The 26,363-nt window shown below is 48.7% G+C and carries 26 protein-coding genes and 1 other RNA gene; 14 read left to right on the top strand and 13 right to left on the bottom strand.

The window, feature by feature from the left end:
• Positions 1-5 precede the first annotated feature (5 nt).
• Both rpsA and cmk read right to left on the bottom strand, forming a co-directional pair.
• Positions 6-1,502: a 30S ribosomal protein S1 gene (gene rpsA / locus Q9292_RS14065; RefSeq protein ID WP_124551649.1), complete on the bottom strand. Its 1,497-nt coding sequence runs from the start codon at positions 1,500-1,502 to the stop codon at positions 6-8.
• A 177-nt stretch (positions 1,503-1,679) separates the two neighbouring features.
• Positions 1,680-2,354, bottom strand: coding sequence for a (d)CMP kinase (gene cmk, locus Q9292_RS14060; protein ID WP_313989193.1), 675 nt, complete (start codon positions 2,352-2,354; stop codon positions 1,680-1,682).
• Between the two features lie 94 nt (positions 2,355-2,448).
• On the opposite strand from cmk, the gene Q9292_RS14055 reads away from it, so the two are divergent.
• Complete coding sequence (locus tag Q9292_RS14055; RefSeq protein WP_275355173.1) at positions 2,449-2,676, top strand: DUF2061 domain-containing protein; 228 nt, start codon at positions 2,449-2,451, stop codon at positions 2,674-2,676.
• A gap of 6 nt (positions 2,677-2,682) precedes the next feature.
• On the opposite strand, the gene aroA is transcribed toward Q9292_RS14055, so the two are convergent.
• Together aroA and Q9292_RS14045 are read right to left on the bottom strand one after the other, a co-directional pair.
• A complete protein-coding gene (gene aroA / locus Q9292_RS14050) occupies positions 2,683-3,981 on the bottom strand; it encodes a 3-phosphoshikimate 1-carboxyvinyltransferase (protein ID WP_313989188.1) in 1,299 nt (432 codons plus the stop codon).
• Between the two features lie 12 nt (positions 3,982-3,993).
• Entirely contained in the window at positions 3,994-4,863 is an 870-nt protein-coding gene (locus Q9292_RS14045; protein WP_313989185.1) for a prephenate dehydrogenase, read from the bottom strand.
• 82 nt (positions 4,864-4,945) lie between these two features.
• Here Q9292_RS14045 and ssrA point away from each other — a divergent pair.
• Positions 4,946-5,311: a transfer-messenger RNA gene (ssrA, locus tag Q9292_RS14040) on the top strand.
• Positions 5,312-5,399: 88 nt separating this feature from the next.
• On the opposite strand, the gene Q9292_RS14035 is transcribed toward ssrA, so the two are convergent.
• From Q9292_RS14035 to Q9292_RS14005, 7 genes are all read right to left on the bottom strand, one after another.
• The gene (locus tag Q9292_RS14035) at positions 5,400-6,158 is read right to left on the bottom strand and encodes a hypothetical protein (protein WP_313989182.1); all 759 of its coding nucleotides are present in this window, start codon (positions 6,156-6,158) and stop codon (positions 5,400-5,402) included.
• Between the two features lie 10 nt (positions 6,159-6,168).
• A complete protein-coding gene (locus Q9292_RS14030) occupies positions 6,169-7,068 on the bottom strand; it encodes a response regulator (protein WP_313989179.1) in 900 nt (299 codons plus the stop codon).
• Complete coding sequence (locus tag Q9292_RS14025) at positions 7,065-7,562, bottom strand: chemotaxis protein CheX (protein ID WP_194746764.1); 498 nt, start codon at positions 7,560-7,562, stop codon at positions 7,065-7,067. The genes Q9292_RS14030 and Q9292_RS14025 overlap by 4 nt, the downstream gene beginning before the upstream one ends.
• 121 nt (positions 7,563-7,683) lie before the next feature.
• Positions 7,684-8,052, bottom strand: a complete 369-nt coding sequence (locus Q9292_RS14020) for a hypothetical protein (RefSeq protein ID WP_275355163.1) — start codon at positions 8,050-8,052, stop codon at positions 7,684-7,686.
• 437 nt (positions 8,053-8,489) lie between these two features.
• Positions 8,490-9,029: a PEP-CTERM sorting domain-containing protein gene (locus Q9292_RS14015; RefSeq protein WP_313989175.1), complete on the bottom strand. Its 540-nt coding sequence runs from the start codon at positions 9,027-9,029 to the stop codon at positions 8,490-8,492.
• A gap of 27 nt (positions 9,030-9,056) precedes the next feature.
• Positions 9,057-9,572 carry an FxDxF family PEP-CTERM protein gene (locus Q9292_RS14010; protein ID WP_275355161.1) on the bottom strand — a complete coding sequence of 172 codons (516 nt, stop codon included), beginning with the start codon at positions 9,570-9,572 and terminating at the stop codon, positions 9,057-9,059.
• Positions 9,573-9,753: 181 nt separating this feature from the next.
• Entirely contained in the window at positions 9,754-11,547 is a 1,794-nt protein-coding gene (locus Q9292_RS14005) for a pyrroloquinoline quinone-dependent dehydrogenase (protein ID WP_313989170.1), read from the bottom strand.
• Between the two features lie 206 nt (positions 11,548-11,753).
• On the opposite strand from Q9292_RS14005, the gene Q9292_RS14000 reads away from it, so the two are divergent.
• From Q9292_RS14000 to Q9292_RS13950, 11 genes are all read left to right on the top strand, one after another.
• On the top strand, positions 11,754-12,797 hold the full coding sequence (locus Q9292_RS14000) for a cyclopropane-fatty-acyl-phospholipid synthase family protein (RefSeq protein WP_313989167.1): 1,044 nt from the start codon (positions 11,754-11,756) through the stop codon (positions 12,795-12,797).
• A 15-nt stretch (positions 12,798-12,812) separates the two neighbouring features.
• The gene (locus Q9292_RS13995; protein ID WP_313989164.1) at positions 12,813-13,346 is read left to right on the top strand and encodes a DUF2878 domain-containing protein; all 534 of its coding nucleotides are present in this window, start codon (positions 12,813-12,815) and stop codon (positions 13,344-13,346) included.
• Positions 13,343-14,110, top strand: coding sequence for a DUF1295 domain-containing protein (locus tag Q9292_RS13990; RefSeq protein ID WP_275355156.1), 768 nt, complete (start codon positions 13,343-13,345; stop codon positions 14,108-14,110). The genes Q9292_RS13995 and Q9292_RS13990 overlap by 4 nt, the downstream gene beginning before the upstream one ends.
• Positions 14,107-14,745, top strand: a complete 639-nt coding sequence (locus Q9292_RS13985) for a DUF6134 family protein (RefSeq protein ID WP_313989161.1) — start codon at positions 14,107-14,109, stop codon at positions 14,743-14,745. The genes Q9292_RS13990 and Q9292_RS13985 overlap by 4 nt, the downstream gene beginning before the upstream one ends.
• A 38-nt stretch (positions 14,746-14,783) precedes the next feature.
• Complete coding sequence (locus tag Q9292_RS13980) at positions 14,784-15,281, top strand: lipocalin family protein (protein WP_313989159.1); 498 nt, start codon at positions 14,784-14,786, stop codon at positions 15,279-15,281.
• A 73-nt stretch (positions 15,282-15,354) separates the two neighbouring features.
• A complete protein-coding gene (locus Q9292_RS13975; protein WP_313989156.1) occupies positions 15,355-16,299 on the top strand; it encodes an acyl-CoA desaturase in 945 nt (314 codons plus the stop codon).
• The gene (locus Q9292_RS13970; protein WP_313989154.1) at positions 16,299-17,552 is read left to right on the top strand and encodes an NAD(P)/FAD-dependent oxidoreductase; all 1,254 of its coding nucleotides are present in this window, start codon (positions 16,299-16,301) and stop codon (positions 17,550-17,552) included. Before Q9292_RS13975 ends, Q9292_RS13970 begins: the two co-directional genes overlap by 1 nt.
• The gene (locus Q9292_RS13965; RefSeq protein ID WP_313989151.1) at positions 17,549-18,322 is read left to right on the top strand and encodes a DUF1365 domain-containing protein; all 774 of its coding nucleotides are present in this window, start codon (positions 17,549-17,551) and stop codon (positions 18,320-18,322) included. Before Q9292_RS13970 ends, Q9292_RS13965 begins: the two co-directional genes overlap by 4 nt.
• A gap of 16 nt (positions 18,323-18,338) precedes the next feature.
• On the top strand, positions 18,339-19,628 hold the full coding sequence (locus tag Q9292_RS13960) for a cyclopropane-fatty-acyl-phospholipid synthase family protein (RefSeq protein WP_313989148.1): 1,290 nt from the start codon (positions 18,339-18,341) through the stop codon (positions 19,626-19,628).
• A 36-nt stretch (positions 19,629-19,664) separates the two neighbouring features.
• Positions 19,665-21,641 carry a bifunctional tRNA (5-methylaminomethyl-2-thiouridine)(34)-methyltransferase MnmD/FAD-dependent 5-carboxymethylaminomethyl-2-thiouridine(34) oxidoreductase MnmC gene (gene mnmC / locus Q9292_RS13955; RefSeq protein WP_313989146.1) on the top strand — a complete coding sequence of 659 codons (1,977 nt, stop codon included), beginning with the start codon at positions 19,665-19,667 and terminating at the stop codon, positions 21,639-21,641.
• Entirely contained in the window at positions 21,638-23,419 is a 1,782-nt protein-coding gene (locus tag Q9292_RS13950) for a tetratricopeptide repeat protein (RefSeq protein ID WP_313989144.1), read from the top strand. Before mnmC ends, Q9292_RS13950 begins: the two co-directional genes overlap by 4 nt.
• Here the strand turns inward: Q9292_RS13950 and Q9292_RS13945 are convergent.
• The gene (locus Q9292_RS13945) at positions 23,405-24,325 is read right to left on the bottom strand and encodes a DMT family transporter (RefSeq protein ID WP_313989142.1); all 921 of its coding nucleotides are present in this window, start codon (positions 24,323-24,325) and stop codon (positions 23,405-23,407) included. The two genes, Q9292_RS13950 and Q9292_RS13945, sit on opposite strands and share 15 nt — an antisense overlap.
• 15 nt (positions 24,326-24,340) lie before the next feature.
• Here Q9292_RS13945 and dapC point away from each other — a divergent pair, with 15 nt between their 5' ends.
• Positions 24,341-25,534, top strand: a complete 1,194-nt coding sequence (dapC, locus tag Q9292_RS13940) for a succinyldiaminopimelate transaminase (protein ID WP_313989140.1) — start codon at positions 24,341-24,343, stop codon at positions 25,532-25,534.
• 71 nt (positions 25,535-25,605) lie between these two features.
• Here dapC and Q9292_RS13935 read toward each other — a convergent pair whose 3' ends face one another.
• Positions 25,606-26,124: a PEP-CTERM sorting domain-containing protein gene (locus Q9292_RS13935; RefSeq protein ID WP_313989138.1), complete on the bottom strand. Its 519-nt coding sequence runs from the start codon at positions 26,122-26,124 to the stop codon at positions 25,606-25,608.
• Positions 26,125-26,363 lie beyond the last annotated feature (239 nt).

The following is a 26,363-nucleotide window of genomic DNA, read 5'->3' as shown; positions in this document are numbered from 1 at the left end:
CCTTCTTATTTTTTGCTATCCAGTTTGGCTTTCAGCAAAGCACCCAAGTTAGTTGTCCCGGCAGAAGCTTCATCAATCATGACATCATCTGCTTTTGCTTTTTTGGCTTTTGGTTTGCCACCTTTGTCTTCGCCAATTGGTGCGCTGTTGCCGCTTGGATCTTCAGTCAACTGTTTAACGCCCAGAGAGATACGCTCTTTCTCAACGTCAATGCCCAAGATAACCGCTTGCAGCTCATCACCTTTTTTGAAGTTGCGGATCGCTTCTTCGCCAGACTGAGTCCAGGACAGGTCAGACAAGTGTACCAAGCCATCAATACCGCCTGGCAAGCCAATGAACACACCAAAGTCAGTGATAGACTTGATCTGGCCTGAAACTTTGTCGCCTTTAGCGTGGGTTGCAGCGAAATCATCCCATGGGTTTGGTTTGCACTGTTTCATGCCCAGTGACAGACGACGACGGTCTTCGTCGATTTCCAGAATCATCACTTCAACTTCGTCGCCCAGTTGAGCGATTTTGCCTGGGTGGATGTTCTTGTTGGTCCAGTCCATTTCAGACACGTGTACCAAACCTTCAATGCCTGGTTCTACTTCAACGAACGCACCGTAGTCAGTCAGGTTAGATACTTTACCGAACAGGCGTGTACCGACTGGGTAACGGCGGCTCAATGCCACCCATGGGTCGTCGCCCAATTGTTTGATGCCCAGAGAAACACGGTTTTTCTCTTGATCGAATTTCAGGATCTTGGCTTCAACTTCTTCACCAACGGTCAGCACTTCAGATGGGTGCTTCACACGGCGCCATGCCAAATCAGTGATGTGCAACAGGCCATCGATACCACCCAGATCCACGAACGCGCCGTAGTCAGTGATGTTTTTAACGATCCCTTTGATCACTGCACCTTCTGTCAGGCTGCCCAGCAATGCTTCACGGTCGGCACCCAAGGTGTCTTCCATCACAGCACGGCGGGAAACCACGATATTGTTACGCTTGCGATCCAGCTTGATGACTTTGAAGTCCCACTCTTTGTTTTCGTAAGGAGTGGTGTCTTTAACTGGACGAATGTCTACCAGTGAGCCTGGCAAGAAAGCCATGATGCCGCTGACAGAAACGCGCAGACCGCCTTTAACACGGCTGCTGACAAAACCTTTAACTACACGGCCTTCGTTCATGGCTTCTTCCAGATCCAGCCATGCTTGCATTTTCTTCGCTTTTTCGCGAGAAAGTTGTGTAGAACCAAAACCATCTTCCAGTTTTTCGATCGCTACTTTAACGAAGTCGCCAACGGCAACTTCCAGTTCGCCTTGTGCGTTTTTGAATTCACTGGCGTTAATTACGCTCTCGGATTTCAAGCCGGCGTTCACGATAACGAAATCATTGTCTACAGAAACTACTTCGGCTGTGATTACTTCACCAGCGCGCATTTCCTGGCGGGCCAGGCTTTCTTCGAAGAGGGCTGCAAAAGATTCCATGGAAGAGGATGTATTAGAAATAGAAGCCATTAAAAAATTGTCCAATTTTTACTCGCATGAAGACAGGCATCTTGCAGCGAGCCATTGCAAGGCAAAAGCGCCAACAATGGAAAAGGTTTAAAAAATATTGCCCAAGCATGACTTGAGCAACCCGAATCCAAGACTATACACAAAAAAATTATTGGGTTCAATGACTTATGTGTGTTTTTATTTAGTTTGCGCCGCTTTTTTAAATGCTTCGATAATGATATTCACCGCTTGCTCAATGTTGATGTCGGTGGTGTCTAGCAAAACCGCATCTGGCAATTGCTTGAGTGGCGCGACTGCGCGCTGGCTATCGCGTAAATCTCGCTGCTGCAAATCAGCTAGAATCAAAGCGTAATCTGCGTGATCGCCGCGTTGAATTAACTGATCGTAGCGACGTTTTGCGCGCGTTTCGACCGCGGCTGTCAAAAATATTTTCAATCCGGCATCCGGGAAAATGACAGAGCCAATATCTCGGCCATCGCCAACCAACCCAGGGGCTTGCCTGAAATTGCGTTGCGTTTGCAACAGCGCGGTGCGTACGGCAGGGTGTACAGCGACTTCAGAGGCCCCTTTGCCCATCTGTTCAGTACGAATATGGTGGCTGACTTGCTCGCCGTTTAAATAAGCTTGGCCATGCTCAAACTTGATCTGCATCTGTGTCGCGATATCAGCCAGCGCATCAGCATTTGACCAGTCCACGGCTTGTTGAGCAGCGGCATAAGCCAATAGACGATAAATCGCACCCGAGTCCAGGTAATGAAATCCAAAATGAGTTGCCACGCGTTCAGCGACGCTACCCTTGCCAGAAGCAGAAGGGCCGTCAATGGCAATGACTGGAGGGAGAGGATTATTCATAATAAATTTTACTTATCAATCAGTTAAAAACAATGAATTGGATTTTGACTTTTGGCTTTTATATCATGGCTACATCGTTAATAAGGAGCACACCATGATTAAAACCATGTCTTTTGCCATGCTGCATTTTAGCGTAGCGTTCACCATTGCCTATCTTTTCACAGGCAGCCTGCTGGTGGGTGGGCTGATGGCGCTGGTTGAACCGGCCTGCAACACCGTGGTGTTTTATTTTCACGAGCGTGCCTGGCAACAGCATCAGCATTCTCACGACGTGGCGCCTGCCGCAGAGCCTGACGAGCATGAGTGGGCGTATGCGGCTTGAGAATGGCTAGCGAACAATGCTGGCGAATACCTTAAAGTACTCTGGAAAGGTTTTACCCACACATTTTGGGTCATTAATGGTAATGGGCACGCCGGCCAGGCTGAGCAATGAAAAGCACATGGCCATGCGGTGGTCATCATAGGTATCAATTACTGCGTTAGGGGTCAGTTGCAAGGGGGCGGTGACCTGAATGTAGTCCGGGCCTTCGACCACTGTGGCCCCGACTTTGCGCAGTTCTGTTGCCATGGCTGCAATGCGGTCGGTCTCTTTTACGCGCCAGCTGGCGATATTGCGTAGGGTGGTTGTACGGTGCTGATCCGAATCACCACGCACAAACATGGCCATCACGGCTAAAGTCATGGCCGCATCGGGGATGTGATTACAATCAAGGTCAATCGCCTTCAATGTGCCTGTGTTTTCAGCACGCACGTGGTTGTCGCCATAGCTGATCCGTCCGCCCATGAGGTTGGCCGCCTCAGCAAAGCGGATGTCGCCTTGTATGCTTTGCGCGCCGACGCCGTTGACGGTGACGTCCCCCGCAACAATACCCGAACCAATAAAATAAGAGGCACTTGACGCGTCACCTTCTACATATATTTCTCCTGGCGCGTGATAACGCGCATCTGCAGCAATGTAAAAATGCTGCCAGCCATCCCGTTGCACGGTCACGCCAAAGCGTTGCATCAGGTTGAGCGTGATTTCGATATAAGGCTTGGAGATCAGTTCGCCTACCACTTCAATACTGGCCGCCTGGCCTGTTAGCGGCAAGGCCATCAACAAGGCTGTCAAAAACTGGCTTGACACATCACCTCGTATTTTGATCGCTTGACTGACATCCAGCTGCGCTGGCGAAATTTGCAGGGGAGGGTAGCCCGCATTCCCCAGGTAGCTGACTTGCGCGCGCACCTGTTGCAAGGCATCCACCAAATCGCCAATCGGGCGCTCATGCATGCGCGCAATCCCATGCAGATGGTAGTCACCGCCTGAGAATGCCAGTGCGGCAGTCAAGGGCCTAAAGGCCGTCCCCGCATTGCCCAGAAACAAATCCGCTTGCTTATTGGGAAAGTTGCCGCCACAGCCCGTGACTTGCCAGGCATTTTCAGAGATATTTTCCAGCTTGACGCCTAACGCTGATAAGGCCTCCAGCATTCTGGCGGTATCGTCTGAGGCGAGCAAGTCGCGAATGACAGTGACGCCGTCAGCAAGTGCTGCGAGCAATAGCGTACGGTTTGAGATACTTTTTGAGCCAGGCAGGGTGATTGCGCCTTGGGCTTTGTGGGCAGCGGGTAAATGCAGTTGTTCCATAGCGATTGGTAATTATTGAATTTTTGACTTGGCCCAGTCATTACGTGCACGGCTGGCATGTTCAAACAAATCGTGCAAAGCACGACTGTCATCAGCCTCCAAGAGTGCCGTCATGTCGCTGAGCGCTTGTTGATAGAGCCTAAGTTCACTTAATAAGGCGGTTTTGTTAGCCAGTGCAATATCACGCCACATCTCAGGATGACTGCCTGCAATGCGCGTAAAGTCGCGGAAACCGCTGGCGGCAAATTTGAACAACAATTCCGCATTGCTACGCTTGGCCAGATCCTCCACCAGTGCGAAGGCAAGCAGGTGCGGCAAATGGCTGACGGCTGCAAATACGCTGTCATGTTCTTGCGCACTCATGTGCGAAACCACTGCACCACATTGCTGCCAAAGCCTGCTGACTTGATCGAGCGCTGAGTTAGAGGTCTGCGCATCAGGCGTCAGAATGACATTCTTACCGAGATACAAATCAGCCATGGCAGCAGCAGGGCCACTTTTTTCCGCCCCAGCAATCGGATGACCACCCACAAATTGATTAACCTGGTCCCCAAGTTCAGCCCTCGCGTACGCCATCACGTCCGACTTGGTGCTGCCGGCATCTGTGATAATGGTCGACTCGTCCAAATAGGGGCGGATGGCCTTTAAAATCGCCGGCGTCTGCGCCACTGGAGTGGCAATGATAACCAGATCCGCCGCGTGCAGTGCAGAAGCAATATCCGTTTCCGCACTGTCAATCAAACCCAAATCCAGTGCTTCCTGCAAGCTTTGTTGAGCGCGGCCCACACCAACAATGTGAGGAGCCTCCGGGTGTTTTTTTAGGGCCAGCGCGATGGAGCCCCCTATTAAACCTACCCCAAAAATCACAATTTTCTTGAACATTTATAAATTGTACCATGTCGAAGCAATGCGCCTTTAAGTTTGGCTCACCACCGTTTAAGGCGTATAATCCAAAGCCTGTATTGGGGCTGACCCGGTTTCGACGTGGGTTGCAAAGCAGTGCAGGGCATACCGAGGATTCAGGTTCCCTCGTAAATCCATCTGAAAAAGTATAGTCGCAAACGACGAAACTTACGCTTTAGCCGCTTAATCCCGGCTGAACGCTGCACCGAAGAGCCTCTCGGTCGGGCCGGGTAACCGGCAGCAGCGTCATTTAGAGAGGATCGTGCTTTACCGGGTTGCTTGGTAAGGCATTAAATCCAAGGCAACTCGCTTGTCATCTGCTTGCTCGTTGGTGGATGCCTGGTTAAATATAAACAACACAGCTAAGTATGTAGAACTGTCTGTGGAGGGCTTGCGGACGGGGGTTCAATTCCCCCCAGCTCCACCATTTAAAATGTTCAATGCATTGATTTGATTGAACAATGAGCGTAAACAAAAAAGCCACCTTCGGGTGGCTTTTTTGTTTTGCATCTGCGTTACGATAACTCCATAAAACGGTCTTCAATGAATTGTTTTTCTATTTCATTGCGCTGTTTCTCTGTGGTTAATGCCGCAAGCTGTTCCTCAAGTCTGCGTTTTTGTTGCTCCATTTCATTCAGTTGGAATTGTAGCTCTTTTGTGAATGCATCATTGGCTGATTGCAGTGGGCGATTGTTCATGACCTGTAGTTGCTGTATTTCCTGACGCAATTCCGCCATGGTGTTTTCAGCCTCTTTGGCTTCTGATCTTGCTTTCATCATCATGGATTGATAGCTTTCAATCCGCTTTCTCATGGCAGCCATTTCGACATTTTCGTCAGCAGACAAATTGTTATTGCGCCGGAGTTGACCAGCCATTTGCTCTAGATGTGTTTGCAATTTATTCAGCTCTTGCAGCACAGGCTCACTCAATCGCTCAGCAATAATGTTATCCGAGGCTTCCGATAGCAACAAATCATCCAGGCGATCCCTGATCTCCTGTGCTACTTTATCAAAACGCTGTATGCTATTGATTAACAATGGATCTGATTGTTTATGGTTTTCCTCATAGTTGGAAAATCTTCTATCCAGAATAGTACAGAGCGTGTCTAGTCGATCGCTGGATGACTCGAGCTCTGTATAGCACTTACCCAGTGCGTTAAAAAACTTTTCCTGCTGTAATGTATTGCTGATGAGCAACTTGACTAATAAAAAGGCGGCACCCAAGCTAACGATAATCCCGGCACCGCTCAGTAATTCACCCCAAGAAAATGGCATCCTATTCTCCTTACAGGAGTTTGATATAAGTAATAAATCCTGTCCCGATTTCTGGTACATTGATTCGATAATCCATACGGCCAGCATTGCTCTTCAACGACATCTCAAGGCGGGGAAATTGCCGACTGACTATACTTGATCTAGCCAGCTTCAATGGACCATTTTTATGTCCAATTGACATACCCGCACCAAACTCATCCATGAACCTTCTCGCTTCATCGAGTTGGTCGTTACTGGCGCCACCACTGGCGAGTATAGTTTTAAGCATTTCGGGTTTTTCATTATTCAACGCCCACAACAGGCCTACAGCGTTCATTTCCATGATAGCAAGCGCATTGACGGGGGGTGTTTTCCCGTTTTCGCCAAATAATCCAATGAAATTGTTTTCAGTCAAATCCGTTAATCCCAGTGGAGGGCAGGGCTCTAGCGTAAAAGCCTGACCCTTCAGCATGCTTGAGAGCATTTGATGGCTAGTCGCGAGATTCTCTGGGATAGCCGCAGGCTGCTCAGTGATTCCGCCCACTGGAATGATCTCTAATATTTTTGATCTTAAATCAATATCCTGGAAGGGTTTGTTAATTACAAATCTTGCACCACTTTGATAAGCCTGATCGATTTTTTCGGCGGCAGATTCCGTGGTCACAAAGCCAATTGGGATTTTTTTTCCGTATGTTTGGCAGACATGCTGACAAAATTCAAGGCCACTGATTTTATGCATGTGCCAGTCAGTAATAATCAAGTCAGGGCGATAGCCCTCAAGAATATTCATCGCAGCTTCAGCATCTGTCGCAGTTTGAATTTCGAGCTTTGGATAATTACACCCTTCAATCGCACGTTTGATAATACTTTGTATTGCACGACTGTCATCCACAATCAAGAATTTGGCTGCTTCACCCGTCATTGTGCTCATAATGAAAATACCCCTGAAAACTTATGATTATTTACATCGAAGATCACCAGATTCACCAGGTCTTCGTTTGGTTTATCGCTTACAAATAAACGGCTAAATGTTGCCGTTTTTTGGAGTTCAAAGAACTCTTCTAAAGGAATCTCTTTGGGTAGGCCCAATTCACTGTGCTCATCTACAATCAAGCCGCCCCCCATGATATTGCATGTTTCCTTTTTGGCATCTTTAACATCCTCATCGGATAATTCGTCAGAAGATAAGCCAAACATATGAGATGCGATTTTGTGTGCCTCAGCATCATCTAATATCAAACCAATCGCAATCGACTCATGTTGCGGTAATTGGTCAATATAAAGTGGAAGAACAACCGCCATGAGGTTGTCATGATTGTGAAATGTATAGCGCTGACTTTCCTTGAAGTTGAAAGCGGAACCGCTTACAAACGACCAGGAGTCAGATATTTTTTTCACCATTTCCTGTGTAGGCAAAAGCTGCATGTAGCATCTCCAACAATAGGATATTGATGCTAACGCAGCTTAAAAAGGATTGAAGACTGAATAAATGGTGTAAAAAGCAGGTAAATTTTTCAATTGCCATTCATTGGATTTACTCTGTGAATTAAATGATCCGCTTTAATTTCTTACAAAACTTGTACTTTGCTCGCTTATTCATCTCATCAAAAAAGCGGATCTTCCATTCACACCTTACCTTCAACGAAGCTAAATTTTGTTCACCACACGCAGTCATGCGTAATTTTCTACATTTGCGTGTACGTGGCGGTGCATAGGCCAGTTGTTTTACTTGATAAATGATAGTGCTAGGGACGACCATCTTACCCAATAACCATCTTCTGAGGACAATAGGTTTCAAGTTTAACTGATGGATAAGTTTCTGCTGATCAATGGTGCCTAAGAATTCCCCGATTTTTAAGCACCAGAGCAGGGTGAGTTGCGTCTGCACTTTTTCAATTTGTTTTTCTTCTTTCATGTTTCCTCCCTTTTTCTTGTTTGAAAGCTAATACTAGCACTTTGTAAGATAATGTAAAAATTGTTTTTGCAAACTTAAAGCAACCGAAGACTTATACTTGGATAAGCGAGTTGACGTCTTAGTTTTCATTGAGAAACGTGATTCTTTATTTAGTTTCGCATAATGTATATTATGTTAAATTATTGAATAAGAGGAAAGCTTTCTTTCAGGTAGTGTTAACCAGATGATTAGTGCTTTCTGTGGAAATAAATGTGGGAATGATTTGCTAGATTTAGCGCTTAAATATGCATGCTGGCGCTGATCCCCGATTGCCCTACCAATTAAAAATTAGTAAGTCGACTCAGTCGAAAGCAAACTGATGTTGGAGGTCCTGCATCTATATTACTTATAGAAAAAGGGCTCAGCGAGCCCTTTGCATTGATAAACGAAAAGTTGAACTATCGTGATTTGCGTCGAGAAATTAATCCGAGTATACCTATACCAAATACCAATAAACTTAGAGACTCAGGTTCCGGGACAGGATTAACACCGGGGATACCAATAGTAATAGAGTAAGCGAAGTTTGGGCTATTAAAAAACGAACGTTCTGCTGAAATAAAATATGTACCAGGATCTAATACATAATTTAGTATTGCCGCAAATTGAGTTCCACCTGTCTCAGTGTCGTAAGACAATAAATTACCTCCAACATCGTATAAGCCTAGTCCTGGGTTCATATTGGGCGCGCTAAGCTTAATATTCAATATCAATGAACTAGATGGCTCGATAATGACTTTGTAGTAATCGATGTCATTGCTGGTGATATTCCCAGTAATAGTGTAGTTATTACCGGCTGTCAGGGTAAAAGCTGATTGTGCAGTCGAGAAGGAGTTATTGCTGTTTGGATTTACAAGGTCAGCATCAGAAACAGAGAATGCTGCACTAGCAACAGATGAACAAAAAAAAGAGGCAGCAATAAAGTATTTAGCATGTTTCATAAAACTCTCCTTCTCAAAGCAGTTAATTTATTTGCTTCTACGACGACTAATCATACCAACCAATCCCAAGCCAGCTAACATTAATGCGTAGGAATCAGCTTCTGGTACTGAGGCTACCGGAGTAATATTGAAACTTACGTTGAAATCGCCGCCATCAGTGCCTGCCAGTTTACCACTCGCTGTCAGGAAGTATGTTCCTGCGGCTAGGTTTGTAAATGTGGTAACAGCAGCACCATTAATGTCATAAAAACCAAAATTCAAGAAAGTAACATCATACTTAACATCATCAGCAGTAGTAATTTCAGATATGTTGTATGAAAAATCAGACACTTGTAACAGGTTAATTTGATAAGTGTCGTCAAAGTAAGCGCCACGAGTTGAGATTGAGCCAGAGTTCTTAATAAAGTCTGCATCAGCTTTCAACCGAGTGAAATCAAGACTTTGACTGGATGTATATGGGCCAAAATCTTGTGCTTGAGCAACTGAAGTTGAAGCAGCGATTGCAATGGCTAGTAATGACAACTTAAAAAACGACTTAAACATGACTTCTCCAGAATTAAACAAAGTTTATTTTAGTGATTATTCATATTTTGCACATCTGGCTCAATAGTCCATTATGACTAATCACTTATCTTCTAGCTAACTATAAATACATTTAATCAATATAAAGTATTCATTGTACAAAAGAAAGACTTTTAGGGGGCTTATTATTAGGGAATAGCAACTATTTGATTGAGTTAAGTTTGAAAACGTAAATACTATCCCCTTGCTTGAATCCAAATAACGAATTGCCCCCACTAACAATAGCGATATATTGTTCGTTATTCACTTGATAACTGATTGGAGGGGCATTTACACCATACTCAGATTGATATTGCCATAGCAAGTCACCAGTCATATTGCTGTACGCAGCAAACTTACCCTCTCCTTCTCCACAAAACACTAACCCGCCATCTGTCGCTAGTACACCACCGATCAGCGGTTGATTCGTTTTTCGCTGCCATAAAATATTGCCATCAGTCAGATTAATTGCACTGAGTACACCCCATCTAGGGTCGTCTGTGGGTTCACTGGCCGCATAGCGAATAGGTTTTTCGCCCGGATTCACTGTGGTTTCGTGAACGGTATATTTGATCGGGCTATGCATTGCAGCCACATAAACTTTCTGATGTTTTTCATCGAGGCTGACAGGTGACCAGTTGGCACCGCCTAAAATGCCTGGATAGATGACAGTGCCTTCTTGACTTGGCTTGGCAAATAAATTGTGTTGTGGCACAAATGGGGCTGACTTGGCCAAGAACTGACCAGTGTTGCGATCGTGAATGTAAAACCAGCCCGTTTTACTGGCCTGCCCCACGGCAGGAATAGTCTTACCATAGTATTGATAGTCAAAAAGTACTGGTGGGCTTGCCAGATCATAGCCCCAAAGATCGTGAGGAACTTGTTGATAATGCCATTTGTATTGACCGGTTTCGGTATCGAGCGCCACTAAAGAAACTGTATATAAGTTATCTCCTGGGCGCGAAATATCGTTCATTTGCGGTGAGGGATTGCCTGTGCCAAAGTATAGGGTATTGGTTGCGGTATCAATGGCTGGTGTACTCCAGGCTGAGCCCCCGCCAAATTTTGCGGCGTCAGGGTAGTCTTTAAGTGCTGTCCGTTCAGCGGCGGTGTCTCTGTGAAACTGATTGCCATCGGCCGTTTTAGTCACAAACTGCCCTTCCCAACCCTGCTTGGGTATCGTATCAAACTGCCAGACCTGATGACCATCATTCACGTCATAAGCCGCCAAAAAGCCTGGACGGCCATAACGGCCAGTGACGCCGATCACCGCGCCCAAAGGCGCATCACTGCGTGGATTGTCAATATGCAAGCCATAGCCGACACCGGTAATGCCGATCATGACCTTATGATTATAAACAACCGGGGCCATCGCAATGCCTACCCCGGTGCCCCCTGTCACTTTGCGGGTTTTATTGGGGTCATCACCACTTAAGGCGTCCTGGTGCTCGGTGCTCACCTGATTAGCGGCGACATCAATATCCCACTGCTTTGCGCCCGTTTTGGCATCCAATGCAATCAGCCTGGCATCCACTGTACCAATAAACACTTTGCCTTCTGCCACGGCTACGCCACGGTTGGCTGGACCGCAGCACATCGGCCAGTCTGGTTTGCGGTCGTGCGTGTATTTCCATAGCTGTTGACCCGTCGCCGCATCCAGCGCCAACACATGGTTGTAGGGCAAACTGACATACATGACGCCATTGACCACAATCGGAGTGGCTTGAAACGTGGCTTTTACACCGGTTTCCACTTTCCAGGCGAGCGCAAGCTGGTGAACGTTTTTCTGGTTGATTTGAGACAAGGCAGAGTAACGCTGCGCCTTCAGATTCAAGCCATAACTTGGCCAATCGACATTGGCGGAAGCCGTTTTTTCTGGTTTGCTGGCATGCGAACAAGCCAAAAGCATGACAGAAAGTGTCACTACAGCACATACCGTCGAAGTGTTGTTTTGCATGATGATAACCCCGGCTATATTTTTAACTATACAGGTTAGTATACACCTAAAACTTATCCGGCAACGAGTTCAGCATATCCCTCTGTAAACTCCAGCAACATTCACCTAAATTTTGGATGTGATAAAAAGTTTTCTATCAATGAAACTAATCGGAAGGACGAATGGACTTATACTAGGATCATTTAGTTAATACAATAATTATCATCATGACTTCACCTGTAACATTTGCCTTAAAATTGGCTGAAAAAGGCTACCTCTCTGATGCTTTGATCCGTAAAGGCATTCAGCGCTTGTGCAAATCAAGGCTGGAAGAAATTTCTGAACAGGATTGTGAGCAAGCGCAGTCAAGTCTGGTCCAGTTTGTGCAGGTAATGGCTCAGGCAGAGATCGCGCCACTGCCTGAAAAAGCCAATGCACAGCATTACGAAGTACCTGCCAATTTTTATCAATATTGTTTAGGTCGCAATCGCAAATACAGTAGCTGTTTCTGGTTGCCGGACACACGTACGCTTGATGAAGCCGAGCAACTTGCGCTTACGCAAACCTGTGCACATGCCCAGTTGCAGGATGGTCAACATATTTTAGAGCTGGGGTGCGGCTGGGGTTCGCTGACGCTATGGATGGCCAGCCATTATCCGCAGGCGCAGATTACGGGGGTCTCAAACTCCGCTTCGCAGCTTGAATATATTATGAGTCAGGCAAAAGCGCGTGGCCTGTCAAACATTCATATCATCACTGCAGACATGAATGTGTTTGATACCGAGCAAACTTACGACCGCATTGTTTCGGTTGAAATGTTTGAACACATGCGCAACTACCAAGTGCTCTATGGCAAAGTGGCGCGCTGGCTGAAGCCGGGTGGTTTGTTTTTCAAGCATATTTTTGTCCACCGCTACACCCCTTATGCTTTTGATGTCAAAGCGGAAGATGATTGGATGAGCCAGTATTTCTTTAGTGGTGGCATGATGCCTAGTGATGATTTGCCGCTGTATTTTCAGGATGATTTGAAATTGGTAGACAAATGGCGCTGGGACGGCACGCATTATGAAAAAACGGCGAATGCCTGGCTGCAACTGATGGACAAAAACCATCAGGCACTGACCCCTGTCCTGGCTTCTATCTATGGGCAGGCCGATGCAGAAATGTGGCGTCAACGTTGGCGGATTTTTTTCATGGCCTGCGCAGAACTGTTCGGTTACAACCATGGCCAGACCTGGTGGGTCAGCCACTATTTATTTGCCAAACGATAATCTGAAAGATTAAATATGACCAATAAGAAATTGATTATATTTAATTTTATTTCTTTTCAAGTGATCTGGTGGCTGTGCGTATTGTCCGCTAAACCCGGCTTGAGTACAGCCGTTTTCGCTGCAGTGTTGCTCTATACCCTGCTGCATTTATCGCTGGTCGAGGGTTGGGCGCAAACGTTGCCGCTCTTATTGACGGCAGTGATTGGCGCAGTGGCAGACCAATTTGCATATAAGTTGCAATGGATCCTATTTGAAAACCATACGCAGTGGTTGGCCTACATCCCGCTCTGGATGTTGGCCTTATGGCTTGCCTTTGCCACCACGCTGAACGTCAGCATGCGCTGGTTACAACATAAATATGCCTTGGCGTTCATGCTGGGGGCAGTGTTCGGCCCCCTTGCTTATTTAGGGGCTGAAAGTGTGGGGGCCATTCAATTACCAAGCCTTTATAGCCTGGCCTGGTTTGCCTTTGAATGGGCCACTCTGTTACCACTCATGCTGTGGTTACGTCATCGCTTTAACCAGTCTCTCGCTTTGGAGCAAACATGATTTATTACTACGCGCTGATCGCGATTGTGTTGTTTGCACTTTGCGGCTGGTTCTTAAGTTTTATCACCAAACACTACAGCCATGTGGATAGCATGTGGAGCCTGTTCTTTGCCATCACGGCCTATGTCACCGCCATATTCCTGCAAGACCTTTCATTACGCGCCTGCCTGGTGCTGTTCGCAGTGACCTTATGGTCGCTAAGGTTGAGTATTTTTTTAACCTGGCGCAACTGGGGCAAAGAAGATCATCGATATGACACGATACGCAAAAACAATGAGCCTTATTTCTGGTTGAAAAGCCTTTACATTGTGTTCGCTTTTCAGGCGCTGCTGGCCTGGATCATTTCTTATCCACTGTTCGCGGCCATCTCAAGCACTGCTGCGTTGAATTGGCTGGACCTGGCCGGCGTATTGTTATTTGTGCTCGGTCTATATTGGGAGGTGGTGGCGGACTTGCAGCTCACACGATTCAGGGCTTCCGCCGGACATCAAACCCAAGTACTGAATACTGGTTTATGGCGCTACAGCCGTCACCCAAACTACTTTGGTGAGTGTCTGATCTGGTGGGGATTTGCGCTGTTGGCGGCGTCATCAGCGAGCTATTGGGTTTGGGTGTCTCCGCTTTTGATGACGTTCTTGCTGTTAAAAGTCAGTGGTGTGAGTTTGATGGAGCAGACTATCCACAGCCGTCGTCCCGGGTATGCCGAATACGTCAAAAATACTAATGCATTTATTCCCGGGATACCCAAGCGAGCTGAAAAATGAAAACTAAGGTTACCACGCGACACACTTTAACTGGCCTGGCGCTGTTATTCGCTGTTCCCCTACAGGCGCAGGAGTGGTCATTTGAGGTCTATCTGGACCAGCAAAAAATTGGGACGCACACCTTTAGCCTGGATCAGAACCAATTGCAAAGCCGCGCCAATTTCAAGGTCAAAGTGCTGTTTATTAATGCCTATCGCTACCAGCACCAGGCCGATGAACAGTGGCAAGGCAACTGCCTGTCTCAACTGACGGCACACACCGAGGAAAATAAAGAAATCACCGACGTCAAAGGGGCGATACAAAATAATAAGTTTGTACTTGATAAAAATGGCAGTACGCAAACCCTGCCAGGCTGTATCATGACCTTTGCTTACTGGAATCCCGAAATACTCAAGCAATCCCGTTTACTTAACCCACAAAATGCAGAATATCTGGATGTGACTGTCACGGATGAAGGCAGCAAAACTATAGAGGTGAAAGGTCAGACCACCCTCACCCATCAATATCGGCTCAATGGCCGTTTAAAGGGCAAAGACAAACTGAAAATTACGCTTTGGTACGATCAGCAACAGCAGTGGGTGGCGTTGGAGTCGATTACGCCAGAAGGCTATAAAATTAAATATAAACTCATTTAATCAATATGTTGAATAAATTATTTAAAGTGATTTGTATAATGGGTATTTTTTCTCTGACCGCTTGCCAAAACTTGCCTCCGATTAAAACGGTTGAGCAAGTGGATTTGGACCGTTTTATGGGTGACTGGTATGTGATTGCAGCGATCCCGACCTTCATTGAAAAGGATCCTTACAATCCGGTTGAGCGCTATGAAAAGACTTCGGATGGCAGTATTGCCACTACTTTCAGCTTTCGTCAGGGCAGTTTCACAGGCCCACTTAAAGTCTATCACCCGACGGGTTTTATTGTGCCGGGCACTGGCAATGCCGAGTGGCGCATGCAGTTTGTGTGGCCGTTCAAATCAGAATACCTGATTGCTTACTTGGACCAGGATTACCAGCATACGATCATTGCGCGTAACAAACGGGATTATGTCTGGCTGATGTCGAGGAAACCAACACTGGATCAGGCCAGCTATGAACAACTGGTCGCTAGAATCAGGGCCATGGGCTATGACACCAGCAAGCTAGAGGTTTTCAAGCATCAACCACAATAAAAGGGTGAGTTGTTGATCAAACAAACATCACCATACGCGCAACAGGCGACGCGTATTTGAGAGAGGACGAATCATGCAACACAGAATCACCGGGCTGCTATGGCGGCTCATTGGCTGGCTGGATAACCAGCGCTACCAGCCGCCAGCCAGTGCGCATGCGGAGAGCATAGACTGGTGGCGGGTGCTGCCGTTTGTTGGCCTGCATCTTGCCCTGATCGCTTTATATTGGGTGGGCTGGAGTCCTTTTGCGGTGGCCTTTGCCATCGGGCTTTATTTGATCCGCATGTTTGCGATTACCGGCTTTTATCACCGCTATTTTGCCCACAAGACCTTTCAAACCTCGCGCGCTGGACAGTTCTTATTTGCCTTGATTGGAGCCACTGCAGTACAGCGCGGTCCTTTGTGGTGGGCCGCCCACCACCGCAGTCATCATGTGCATGCAGATCAGCCGCAAGATATCCATTCCCCACACCAGCATGGCTTGCTTTGGAGTCATTTAGGCTGGTTTCTGAGCCATGCCAATTTCAAGACGCAATTAGAGCGTGTGCGTGAATTGACGCGTTTTCGTGAACTCTGCTGGTTGGACCGTTTTGACAGCCTGGTGCCGCTCGCACTGGCTTTAGGCATCTTTTTACTGGGGACTGCCCTGGCACATTATGCGCCACAATTACAAACCAACGGCTGGCAGTTACTGGTGTGGGGCTTTGTGGTGTCCACCGTGGCGCTTTATCACGCCACCTTTTGTGTCAACTCCTTGGCGCATGTCTGGGGTAGCCGCCGTTATGCCACGCGCGACCACAGTCGCAATAACTGGCTGATTGCCCTGCTGACGCTGGGTGAAGGCTGGCACAACAATCATCATCATTTTCCGGGTTCGGTCAAACAAGGTTTTTACTGGTGGGAGATTGATTTGACCTATTACGGACTGAGAGTCCTGGCTGCATTAGGGTTAATCTGGAATTTAAAGCAAGTACCGGTTGAGGTGCGTGATCAGCATCATCAGGAAAGGCCGCTGTAATGGGATTAAAGATTGCCATTATCGGCGGCGGTATCGCTGGCAATACCCTTGCCTATTATTTGCATCAGCAGCATGACATCACCCTGTTTGAAGCTAACGACTACATCGGTGGCCATACGCATACACATGAGGTGACGGTTGGTGGTCAGACGCATGCGGTAGATACTGGCTTTATTGTATTTAACGATAAAACCTATCCTGAGTTTGAGCGTATTTTGCGTGAAGCGGGTGTCGTCTGGCGTGACAGCAACATGAGCTTTAGCGTGCGCAACGAAGCCAGCGGGCTGGAATATAACGGTACGACGTTAAACAGTCTGTTTGCCCAGCGCCGCAACTTACTGTCTCCAGCGTTTTACCGCATGATTCTGGATATCTTGCGCTTTAACAAAACCTCATTGGCTCTGCTCGCTACAGGCGATGAAATTCCGCTGGGTGACTATTTAAAACAGCAGGGATATTCAAGCCAATTCATCCGCGACTACATCGTGCCTATGGGGGCCGCGATCTGGTCAACTGATTCAGAACAGATGCTGCAGTTCCCTGCCCGCTTCTTTGTGCGCTTTTTTCACCATCATGGCATGCTCACGGTAGACCAGCGGCCGCAGTGGCGCACCATCGTCGGCGGTTCTGCGCGCTATCTGGAAAAAATCACTGCCGGCTATCGTGACCGTATCCAGCTCAATGCAGCAGTGCAGGCTGTGCAACGCGATGCACAGGGCGTCAGCGTGACCACGCAAAACGGGCAATCACAGCGGTTTGATTTTGTCTTTTTTGCCTGCCACAGTGATGAAGCCTTGCAGATATTGGGCGCTGAGGCCACAACGGCCGAGCGCGACATCCTAGGCGCCATTCCCTATCAGGATAACACGGTATATCTGCATACGGATGCCCGTCTGATGCCGCAACGCAAGCTAGCCTGGGCGGCGTGGAACTACCACGTTACGGCGCAAGCGACAGACAAGGTGCAGGTCACCTATAACATGAACATCCTGCAAGGCATCCAGTCCAGCGAGCCTTTACTGGTCACCTTGAACTACACCGATGCCATCGCGCCAGACAAGGTGATTAAAAAGCTGCACTACCGCCATCCTTTGTACACGCTGGCAGGCGCCCAGGCACAAGCCCGCCATGCCGAGATCAGTGGCAAACACCGGACTGGCTATGCCGGCGCCTACTGGCGCAACGGTTTTCACGAGGACGGCGTGGTCAGTGCACTGGCGGCCATACAACATTTTCAGGCGATGCATTTATGAGTCCCCCCGCCGCATTGCAAACAGACTGCTTGCAAAGTGCCATTTATACAGGTTGGGTGAGCCATCAACGGCTACAGCCAACCCTGCATGGTTTTCGCTACCGGCTGTTTATGTTGTATCTGGATCTGGATGAATTGCCAAAGCTTTTTAAAAACAATCGCTTATGGTCTTATCTTAAACCAAATCTGGCTTATTTTCGGCGCCAGGACTATCTGGGGCCCAGCCACGAGCCGCTGGATGTCAGCGTGCGTAACCTGGTTGAACAGGAAACCGGGCAGCGTCCACTGGGCCGCATCGGCTTGCTGACGCATTGCCGTTACTGGGGTATTTGCTTTAATCCGGTGAGTTTTTATTACTGCCACGATGAGCAAGGCCAATTACAAGCGATTGTGAGCCACATTACCAATACTCCATGGAAAGAACGGTTTGCTTATGTGCATGCCATGAATACGGCCGAGAATGGTGTATTCAGCCTCAAAAAAGACTTTCATGTTTCGCCATTTATGCCTATGGATATCCAGTATCAATGGCAATTTTCGTTGCCAGCGGAGGTCCTCAGCGTGCATATGCAAAACTGGCGTGATCAACAGTCCATGTTTTTTGCCACCTTGAAACTAAACAGACAGCCCTGGCAGGCGGCTACTTTGAATCGCCTGTTATGGCAGTACCCGTGGATGACACTGAAAGTGATTGCCGCCATTTATTGGCAAGCCTTGCGGCTTTGGCTCAAAAAAGTGCCGTTCTATCCCCATCCTGATCAAAACGTCTGACGCTGAATTGAATACTATGAATACCCTTCCCAGCCCTTCATCCTTGCCAACGGACACCCTGACCAAACCGCTCAAGGCCAAAAGCCGCGCCAAATGGGTAGCGCAACTGGCCAAATCGCAGGTGCTCAAACGTCTGGCGGGACTGCAGATTGGCCAGCTTACGCTTGTGGATGGCACAGAAACGCATGTGTTTGGCCAGGCACAACCAGGTCAGATTCAAGCCAGCATTACCGTGCTTGATGCGCGTTTTTATGGCGAAATTGCATTTGGCGGCAGCATTGGTGCGGGGGAGGCGTATATGCTGGGCTACTGGCAAGCAGACACATTAACAGATGTGATCCGCCTGATGGTGCTTAACCAATCTGTCATGGACACACTGGAAGGCGGCTATCAATGGCTAAGCAAGCCCGTGCTCAAACTGTTTCACTGGCTCAATAGCAACAGCGAGGCAGGCAGCAAAAAGAATATTGCCGCGCACTATGATCTCGGTAATGACTTGTTCCAGTTATTTCTGGACCCGACCATGATGTATTCCTCTGCCATGTTTGACACGGAACCCGCTAGTTTACAAGCGGCTTCTGAGCGTAAGTTACAGGTTATTTGCGAGAAGTTACAGCTTAGCGCCAACGATCGCGTGATCGAGATTGGCACGGGATGGGGCGGCTTCGCCAGCTATGCGGCCAAACACTATGGCTGCCATGTGACCACCACCACCATTTCGCAGCAACAATATGCGTTGGCACAAAGCAGAATCGCGCAAGCAGGACTGCAAGACCGCATCACGCTGCTCAAGCAGGATTACCGTCATCTGCATGGGCAATACGACAAACTGGTTTCAATCGAAATGATAGAAGCGGTCGGTCATCAATACTACGACACGTATTTCAACAAAGTCAGCCAGTTATTGAAGCCCAACGGTGTTGCATTGATTCAGGCTATTACAATTGCGGATCAGCGTTATGACAGTGCCATCCGCTCCGTGGATTTTATCCAGCGCTATATTTTTCCAGGCTCGAATATCCCATCGAACACTGCCATGCTGGCTAGCATGACGCGCGCCAGCGACTTGCGGCTGGTGGACTTGCAGGATATTGGCCTGGACTATGCCACCACCTTGCGTCTCTGGCGGGAAAACTTTTTTGCCAACATCTATGCCGTACAGCGGCTGGGCTATAGCGAGACCTTTATTCGTATGTGGGACTTTTACCTGAGTTATTGCGAGGGTGGCTTTGCAGAATGCGCGCTGGGCGACGTGCATTTGCTGTTGGCCAAACCTGGTTATCGTCAGCTTAAGCGCGTGGCCTAAAGCAGCGCATGCTCCGGCCATGATAAACTTGGCGGCATGAGTACACATGCAGTCTTGGAGTGGCGCAATGGCCTGCCCTACTCCCCCGAATTCGATGATGTTTATTTTTCTGTCAGTCCCGAGCATCCGCAGCATGGGCTGGCAGAAACCCGTTATGTGTTTTTGCAGCATAACCATTTGGCTGAACGCTGGCAGCAGCTCCCGGCCGACACAGCGAGTCATTTTGTCATTGTAGAGACGGGCTTTGGCAGCGGCCTCAATTTTCTGGCGGCTCTCAAGCTCTGGCGTGACACCGCCCCTGCTCACGCCCACCTGCATTTTGTCAGCGTCGAAATTGCGCCCTTCACCTTGCAGGATTTGCGAACCGCGCATGCGCATTTTCCAGAACTGGCCGAAGCAAGCGCGGCACTCTGCGCACAATATCACTTGTTACAGCCAGGCATTAACCAGCTTGAGCTGCCTAGTTTCTCGGCCAGCCTGACCTTGTTTATCGGGGACAGTGCGCATTATTTGCCACAGCTCACTTTGAAGGCCGATGCCTGGTTTCTCGATGGCTTTGCGCCGTCCAAGAATCCGCAAATGTGGCAACCATATTTATTTGCAAGCATGGCCACCTGTGCGCACACAGGCACCACATTTGCCACCTTTACCAGTGCGGGTGTGGTCAAGCGCGGCTTGCAAGCCGCCGGATTTGTAGTCCAAAAAACTAAAGGCTTTGGCAACAAGCGTGAAATGTTATGTGGAAATTGGCCCACGACGACTGCACCAGCGATCAACCCGCTGCCTAAAGTGGCCATCATAGGTGCAGGCATTGCGGGCTGCAGCACGGCCAATCAATTGGCGTCGCTCGGCTGTGAAGTGCATGTGTTTGAGCGTGCGGCGCAAGTCGCTACGGGGGCCTCTGGCAATCCCCGAGGCATGCTCTATCCCAGGCTCAATGCCGAAAAACCGATGAATGACCAGCTCGCCTGGCGTAGCTATAGTTATAGCCTGCGGCATTATGCGCAGCTCAATCTGGGCGACGACGGCTTCCAGAGCGTCGGGTTATTACAACTCGGTGGCAGCCCACGTGAACATAAACGCGTGCAAAAAGTTGCCAACCGCTATGAACAGCTTGGCGTCGATATGCCACTGCTCCACAAAATGACGGCAGCAGCAGCCAGCGAATGCGCGGGCGTTCAGATTGGCCATGAGTGCTTATATTTTCCGCACGGGGCCTGGGTCAATCCGGTGCGGGCTTGCCAGCAGATGGTGAAGCAGCCAAAAATTAGGCTGCATTTAGCGCAGGCGGTCGACAAGCTTTCACGCATTTCTTCCGGCTGGCAGCTATTCAGTGATAGCAACCCCTTGGGCACGTTTGATGCCGTGGTGGTGTGTAATGCGGCTGAAGCGGCAGCTTTAATTCCTGAGAGTGGGATGTGGCTCAATCCGGTGCGTGGACAAATGGGGGTGATTGCCGCGCAACCGGCGATGCAACCCTTGCGTACCATCTTGTGTGGGGATGGCTATCTAACCCCAGCGCATCAAGGAACGCATGCCATGGGAGCCACCTTTGCGCCAGGCGAGACGGATACCAGCGTGCGTGCTGAAGATAGCGAGCAAAATCTGCATATGGTGAGCACGCTCAGCCCACAATTTGGTCCAGTGGCGCACACGGCCGTGATCTCGGCACGGGCTTCGCTACGTTGTGGCTCGCCGGATTATTTACCCTATGTGGGTCCGCTTTTGCCGTTACAACACTTGATGGACAGTCATGCCTCCGTCAACAGCTTCGCTGACTTGCCCGCTGCACAAGGGTTGTATGTGCATGCAGCGCACGGTAGCAAAGGCCTGATGACAGCCCCTTATTGTGCAGCCATACTAGCCAGACGCATGCTGCAAGACTTTGGCCATACCTTGCCACAACTCTCTGAGGATACTTTTTGGCTAGGTCTGCATCCGCAGCGGTTATTGTTTAAACAGGCCGGCTGGAAGCCATTGCTACAGCCGTTTAGTGAGCAAGAGAAAACATGACTGATCAGCTAGCCAAACTTCAGCAGCAGCTCAGCCGCACGCCAGATGACCCGGAACTGCATTACGAGCTGGGACGGTATTACTTGCAAACCAAGCAAGCCAATGCGGCGGAAAGCGCTTTTCAGCACGCCCTGCAACTGGTGCCAGAACATCCGCAGATATTGATGCAACTCGGTAATGTGGCCAGCCTGCGCGGAGATGAAACTTTGGCAGCCACCTTTTTCAGGCGTTCACTGGCACAAGACAAGCAGCAGGCCGATGTGCATTTTAATCTGGCCAATAGCCTGCGCAAACTTGGGCAAACAGCGCTCGCCATCCAGCACTACCAGCAATCATTGCAACTGGATCCGCAAGATGCGGAATGCCATAACAATCTGGGCAATGCCTACCGTGAGCAAGGCCAGCTGGACTTGGCAGTGGCTTCCTATGCGCGTGCCCTGCAATTAAATCCCAAACTGCTGCACGCAAAGGTGCATTGGATCCATCAAAAGCAGCATATGGCTGACTGGCAAGGGCTTGAGCAAGCCATTGCAGAGGTGCGTTACGCGTTACAGGCGCTGCCTCAGGCACAAATCCCGCCATTTGCCTTTCTGGCCATGCCAGGCACCTCGGATCAGGAGCAGTTAGCCTGTGCCAGCCGTTGGGCGCAACAACATTACGCGCACATCCAACCACTGGCTCCGCCAGCGGCCAAATCAGCAGGTGCACGCATTAAAGTGGCTTATCTATCCTCGGATTTTCGTAAACACCCCTTGGCTTATTTGGTCACTGAGGTCATCGCTGCACACCATCGCGAGCAGTTTGAAATCCTGTTATACAGTAATAGCCACAATGATCAGTCTGCCGAATGGCACGCTTTTCATGCGGCCGCAGATCAGTGGCTGGAAATCAGCAACATGACAGACGAAGCGGTGGCGCAGCATATGCGCGCAGCGGAGATTGACCTGCTGGTAGACTTAACCGGCTTTACTCAACGCAGTCGCAGTGGCGTCGCCGCTTATAAACCGGCGCGCAAGCACGTCAACTGGTTGGGGTATCCCGGCAGCATGGGCATGCTTAATGGGGTACCGCTATACGATGCGATTATCGTGGATGAAATCTTGGCAGAAGTGGCCTTGGCGGAGAAAGAGATCATATTGCCCTGCTATCAACCGAATAATGCACGTCGACCCACTACAGACGCAGGTAGCCGCCACTCACATGGTTTGCCAGCGCAAGGCTTTGTGTTCTGCTGCTTTAACCAGAGTTTCAAGATTACGCCTGAGGTGTTTGCCTGCTGGATGCGGATTTTAAAACAGGTATCAGGCAGCGTATTGTGGCTGCTCGAAGGCAATGTCTGGGCAGCCAAGCATTTGACAAACGCCGCCATGGCACTGGGCGTCGCTGCTGATCGTTTGATTTTCGCGCCGCGCACCAGTATCGAACAACACATCGCCAGGCAGCAGCATGCAGATTTAATGCTGGACACCGCACCCTACAATGCCCATACCACTGCTAGTGACGCGCTGTGGCAAGGCATTCCTTTGCTCACCGTGCAAGGCAGCACCTTCCCGGCACGCGTCAGCGCAAGTTTGCTCAAGCAACTCGGCTTGGATGAGTGTATTTGCCAGGATTGGCAGGCTTTGGAGCAACGTGCGGTCATGCTGGCACAAACGCCAGCAGCATTAGCCGCCATCAAAGCGCGCTTGCAACAGCATGCCAATCGCCTGTTTAGCCCGGACAGCTTCTGCCGCCAGCTTGAGCAGGCGTATCAGCAATTGCTTTTATCCAGCGGCTGAATCTTCCGTCTCCGCGGTGACGACTGATAGTACGCCAGCGGCAATAATACACAGGCCGCCCATCATTTCTGTCACAGACATCGTTTCATGTGCCAAAAAGTAGGCGGCGATAGCGGCGACAATCAACTCGGTCATAAATAACACTGAGGCTTGAATGGCCGGGATTTTGGTGACGCCATACTGGACAAGCAAGGTGGCAGAAACCAGTAGCAATGCGATCAACACCAACCAAAGCCCCATCATGGGTGTCACATCCGTGATAAATGCAAAGCCATTCACCCCATTGAGCCAGAGTAATACCAACATAGATAAACCAAATACGCCAATCCAAACCAGCATGCCTTTTGCCGCAACCGAGAGGTGGGTGGAGTAACGGGTAATCACATTGGTCAGCGAAAAACCAATGCCGGCGGATAACGCTAACCAATCTGAGGTGGATTGTGGCCACGGCCAAATCCATAGGCCGTCTGTCAGCATCAAGGTCGCACCAAGCAAAGACAAGCCTATCGCCGCCAGTTGCGGCAGATGCCAGGGCTCATGCAACCAGATTCTGGCCAACAGCAGCGTCCACAATGGCGAAAGATAAAACAGCAACATAACCCGCATGACTTCCCCATCAATCACCGCCAGCACATAAGCGAGATTGGTCCAGCCCGCCACCAGACTTAAGCCATAAGCTGAAAAAGGAATCTGCGAGATATACGCTGACCGCCGCCAGAACAGCAGCATACCAATTACCAAGGCCACGAAATAACTCAGTACGCTGGATTGCACGCCAGACAGACCGACCTCATTCAGCAGGCGGTAAGGGTACCAAATCACGCCCCAGCACAAGGCGCCATACACCAGCGCCAAAGATGCCCACTTTTTTTGCTGCGAAGCTTTTTGTTTATGCGAAAGCGTCACTTATAATACACACCTATGAATCCACATTTAAATCTTCTCCAGCCCTACCCTTTTCAACGTCTGCGCGACTTGTTTCAAGGACTGACGCCGAATCCTGAGTATTGCCACGTTAACCTGTCTATCGGTGAGCCCAAGCACACCACGCCAGCCATCATTTCTGAAGCACTGGCGAACAACCTGAGTGGACTGGCCAGCTATCCTACCACAATCGGCGTAGCGGCCTTGCGTGAAGCCATCAATCAATGGCTACAGCGCCGCTACCAGATCCCGGCACTCAATATCGATAAAGCCATCTTGCCGGTTAATGGCAGCCGCGAAGCATTATTCGCCTTTGCGCAAGCGGTGATAGACAACACGGGCTCACAAGTGCCAGTGGTCATCTCGCCCAATCCGTTTTACCAGATTTACGAAGGTGCTGCATTTCTGGCAGGCGCCCAGCCCTACTTTATCAATACGACCCTTGAGAATGACTTTGTGATGGACCTCACGCAAGTACCTAGTGAGGTCCTGAAGCGCACGCAATTGGTATTTGTCTGCAGTCCCGGCAATCCTTCCGGCAAAGTCATGAACATTGCGGCCTGGAAAACGCTGTTTGAACTCTCTGATCAATACGGATTTGTGATTGCCTCAGACGAGTGCTATTCGGAAATCTATTTTGATGAAGCGCAGCCGCCCGTTGGTGCCTTGCAAGCCGCGCATCAACTTGGTCGCGAGTTTAAACGCATCGTCATGTTCAGCTCACTGTCCAAACGGTCAAATGTGCCTGGCATGCGCTCTGGCTTTGTCGCAGGGGATGAAGAGATTGTAGAAAAGTTTGCGCTATACCGCACTTACCATGGCTGCGCCATGAATCCGGCTGTACAAGCTGCAAGTATCGTGGCCTGGAATGACGAAGCGCACGTTCAACACAACCGCGCACTTTACCGTGAAAAATTTGCGGCCGTCACACCACGCTTGCAAACTGTCTGGCCACAAACGCAACTACCTGATGCCGCATTTTACCTGTGGATCAATACCGAGCAAGATGATACTGCTGTAGCCAAACAGCTCTATCAAGACCTGAATATCACCGTGTTGCCAGGCTCATTTCTTGCCCGTGAAGCGCATGGCGTCAATCCGGGACGAGGCTTTATTCGAATGGCGCTTGTTGCATCAAATGCAGAAACCATAGCTGCCACACAACGAATTTGCGAGCACTTACGCATATAAAAAGCAAAATGAGATGGAGCAATAAAAAAGCCGATTGCTATAGCAATCGGCTTTTTATCAGACACAAAAAATTAAACAAATTTTCTGCGGGCGATCAGCCCAATAATACCCAAGCCAGCCAACATCAAAGCGTTGTTTTCTGGTTCTGGAACGGGAATCACAGGTGTTGCAGTAAATGTCAATTTATTGGAAAGAGTCACATTAAAAGCACCTGGGTTAAATTTAAACTGATAACCAGTGCCCGCACCAATATCGATAAATGACAAGGATGTGGTTGCATTTACAATCAGAGACGGAATGGAGTAACTGGAAATCAGGTTATCTGCTGAGTCGTATAAACTGAAGCTGGAGCCAGCACTGATACCAAGCAAGGCTTTAAAGTCAACGGTAACATTTGAATCAGATGTCAAACTGAATGTATAAACATCTGGCAAGAAAAAAGCACCAACCTGTAACAACGATTGGTTTGATACTGGACCATCATTCAAATTGCCTAATGGAGTAACGTTAACTACGGTTGCTGATGCTTGGCCTGAAAAAGCCAAAGTCATTGCAAGAGCAATTGGACCTAAAACATGAGATGCTTTCATAACCTCTCCTCTATTTAAAAAAACAATAAAATTGAACAACTTAAAAAACTAATATGGTTGAATTACTGACTGCAATTTATCGGTTGGCACATCGAATTCAAACTATGAAAGAATTATTACAAAACTAGCAAAAAATAGGCCAGCTCAAAAAAAGACGCAACTCATTGATTTAAATTATTTTTTTATAATGATTTATCTTTTTTCATATTTACCCAATATCAAAGCTGCACCAATATAAA

It is taken from the genome of Methylophilus sp. VKM B-3414 (assembly GCF_032248435.1).
GTDB lineage: Bacteria > Pseudomonadota > Gammaproteobacteria > Burkholderiales > Methylophilaceae > Methylophilus > Methylophilus glucosoxydans.
Note: the sequence above shows the minus strand (reverse complement) of the source record. Positions and strands in the feature narration are given on the sequence as shown.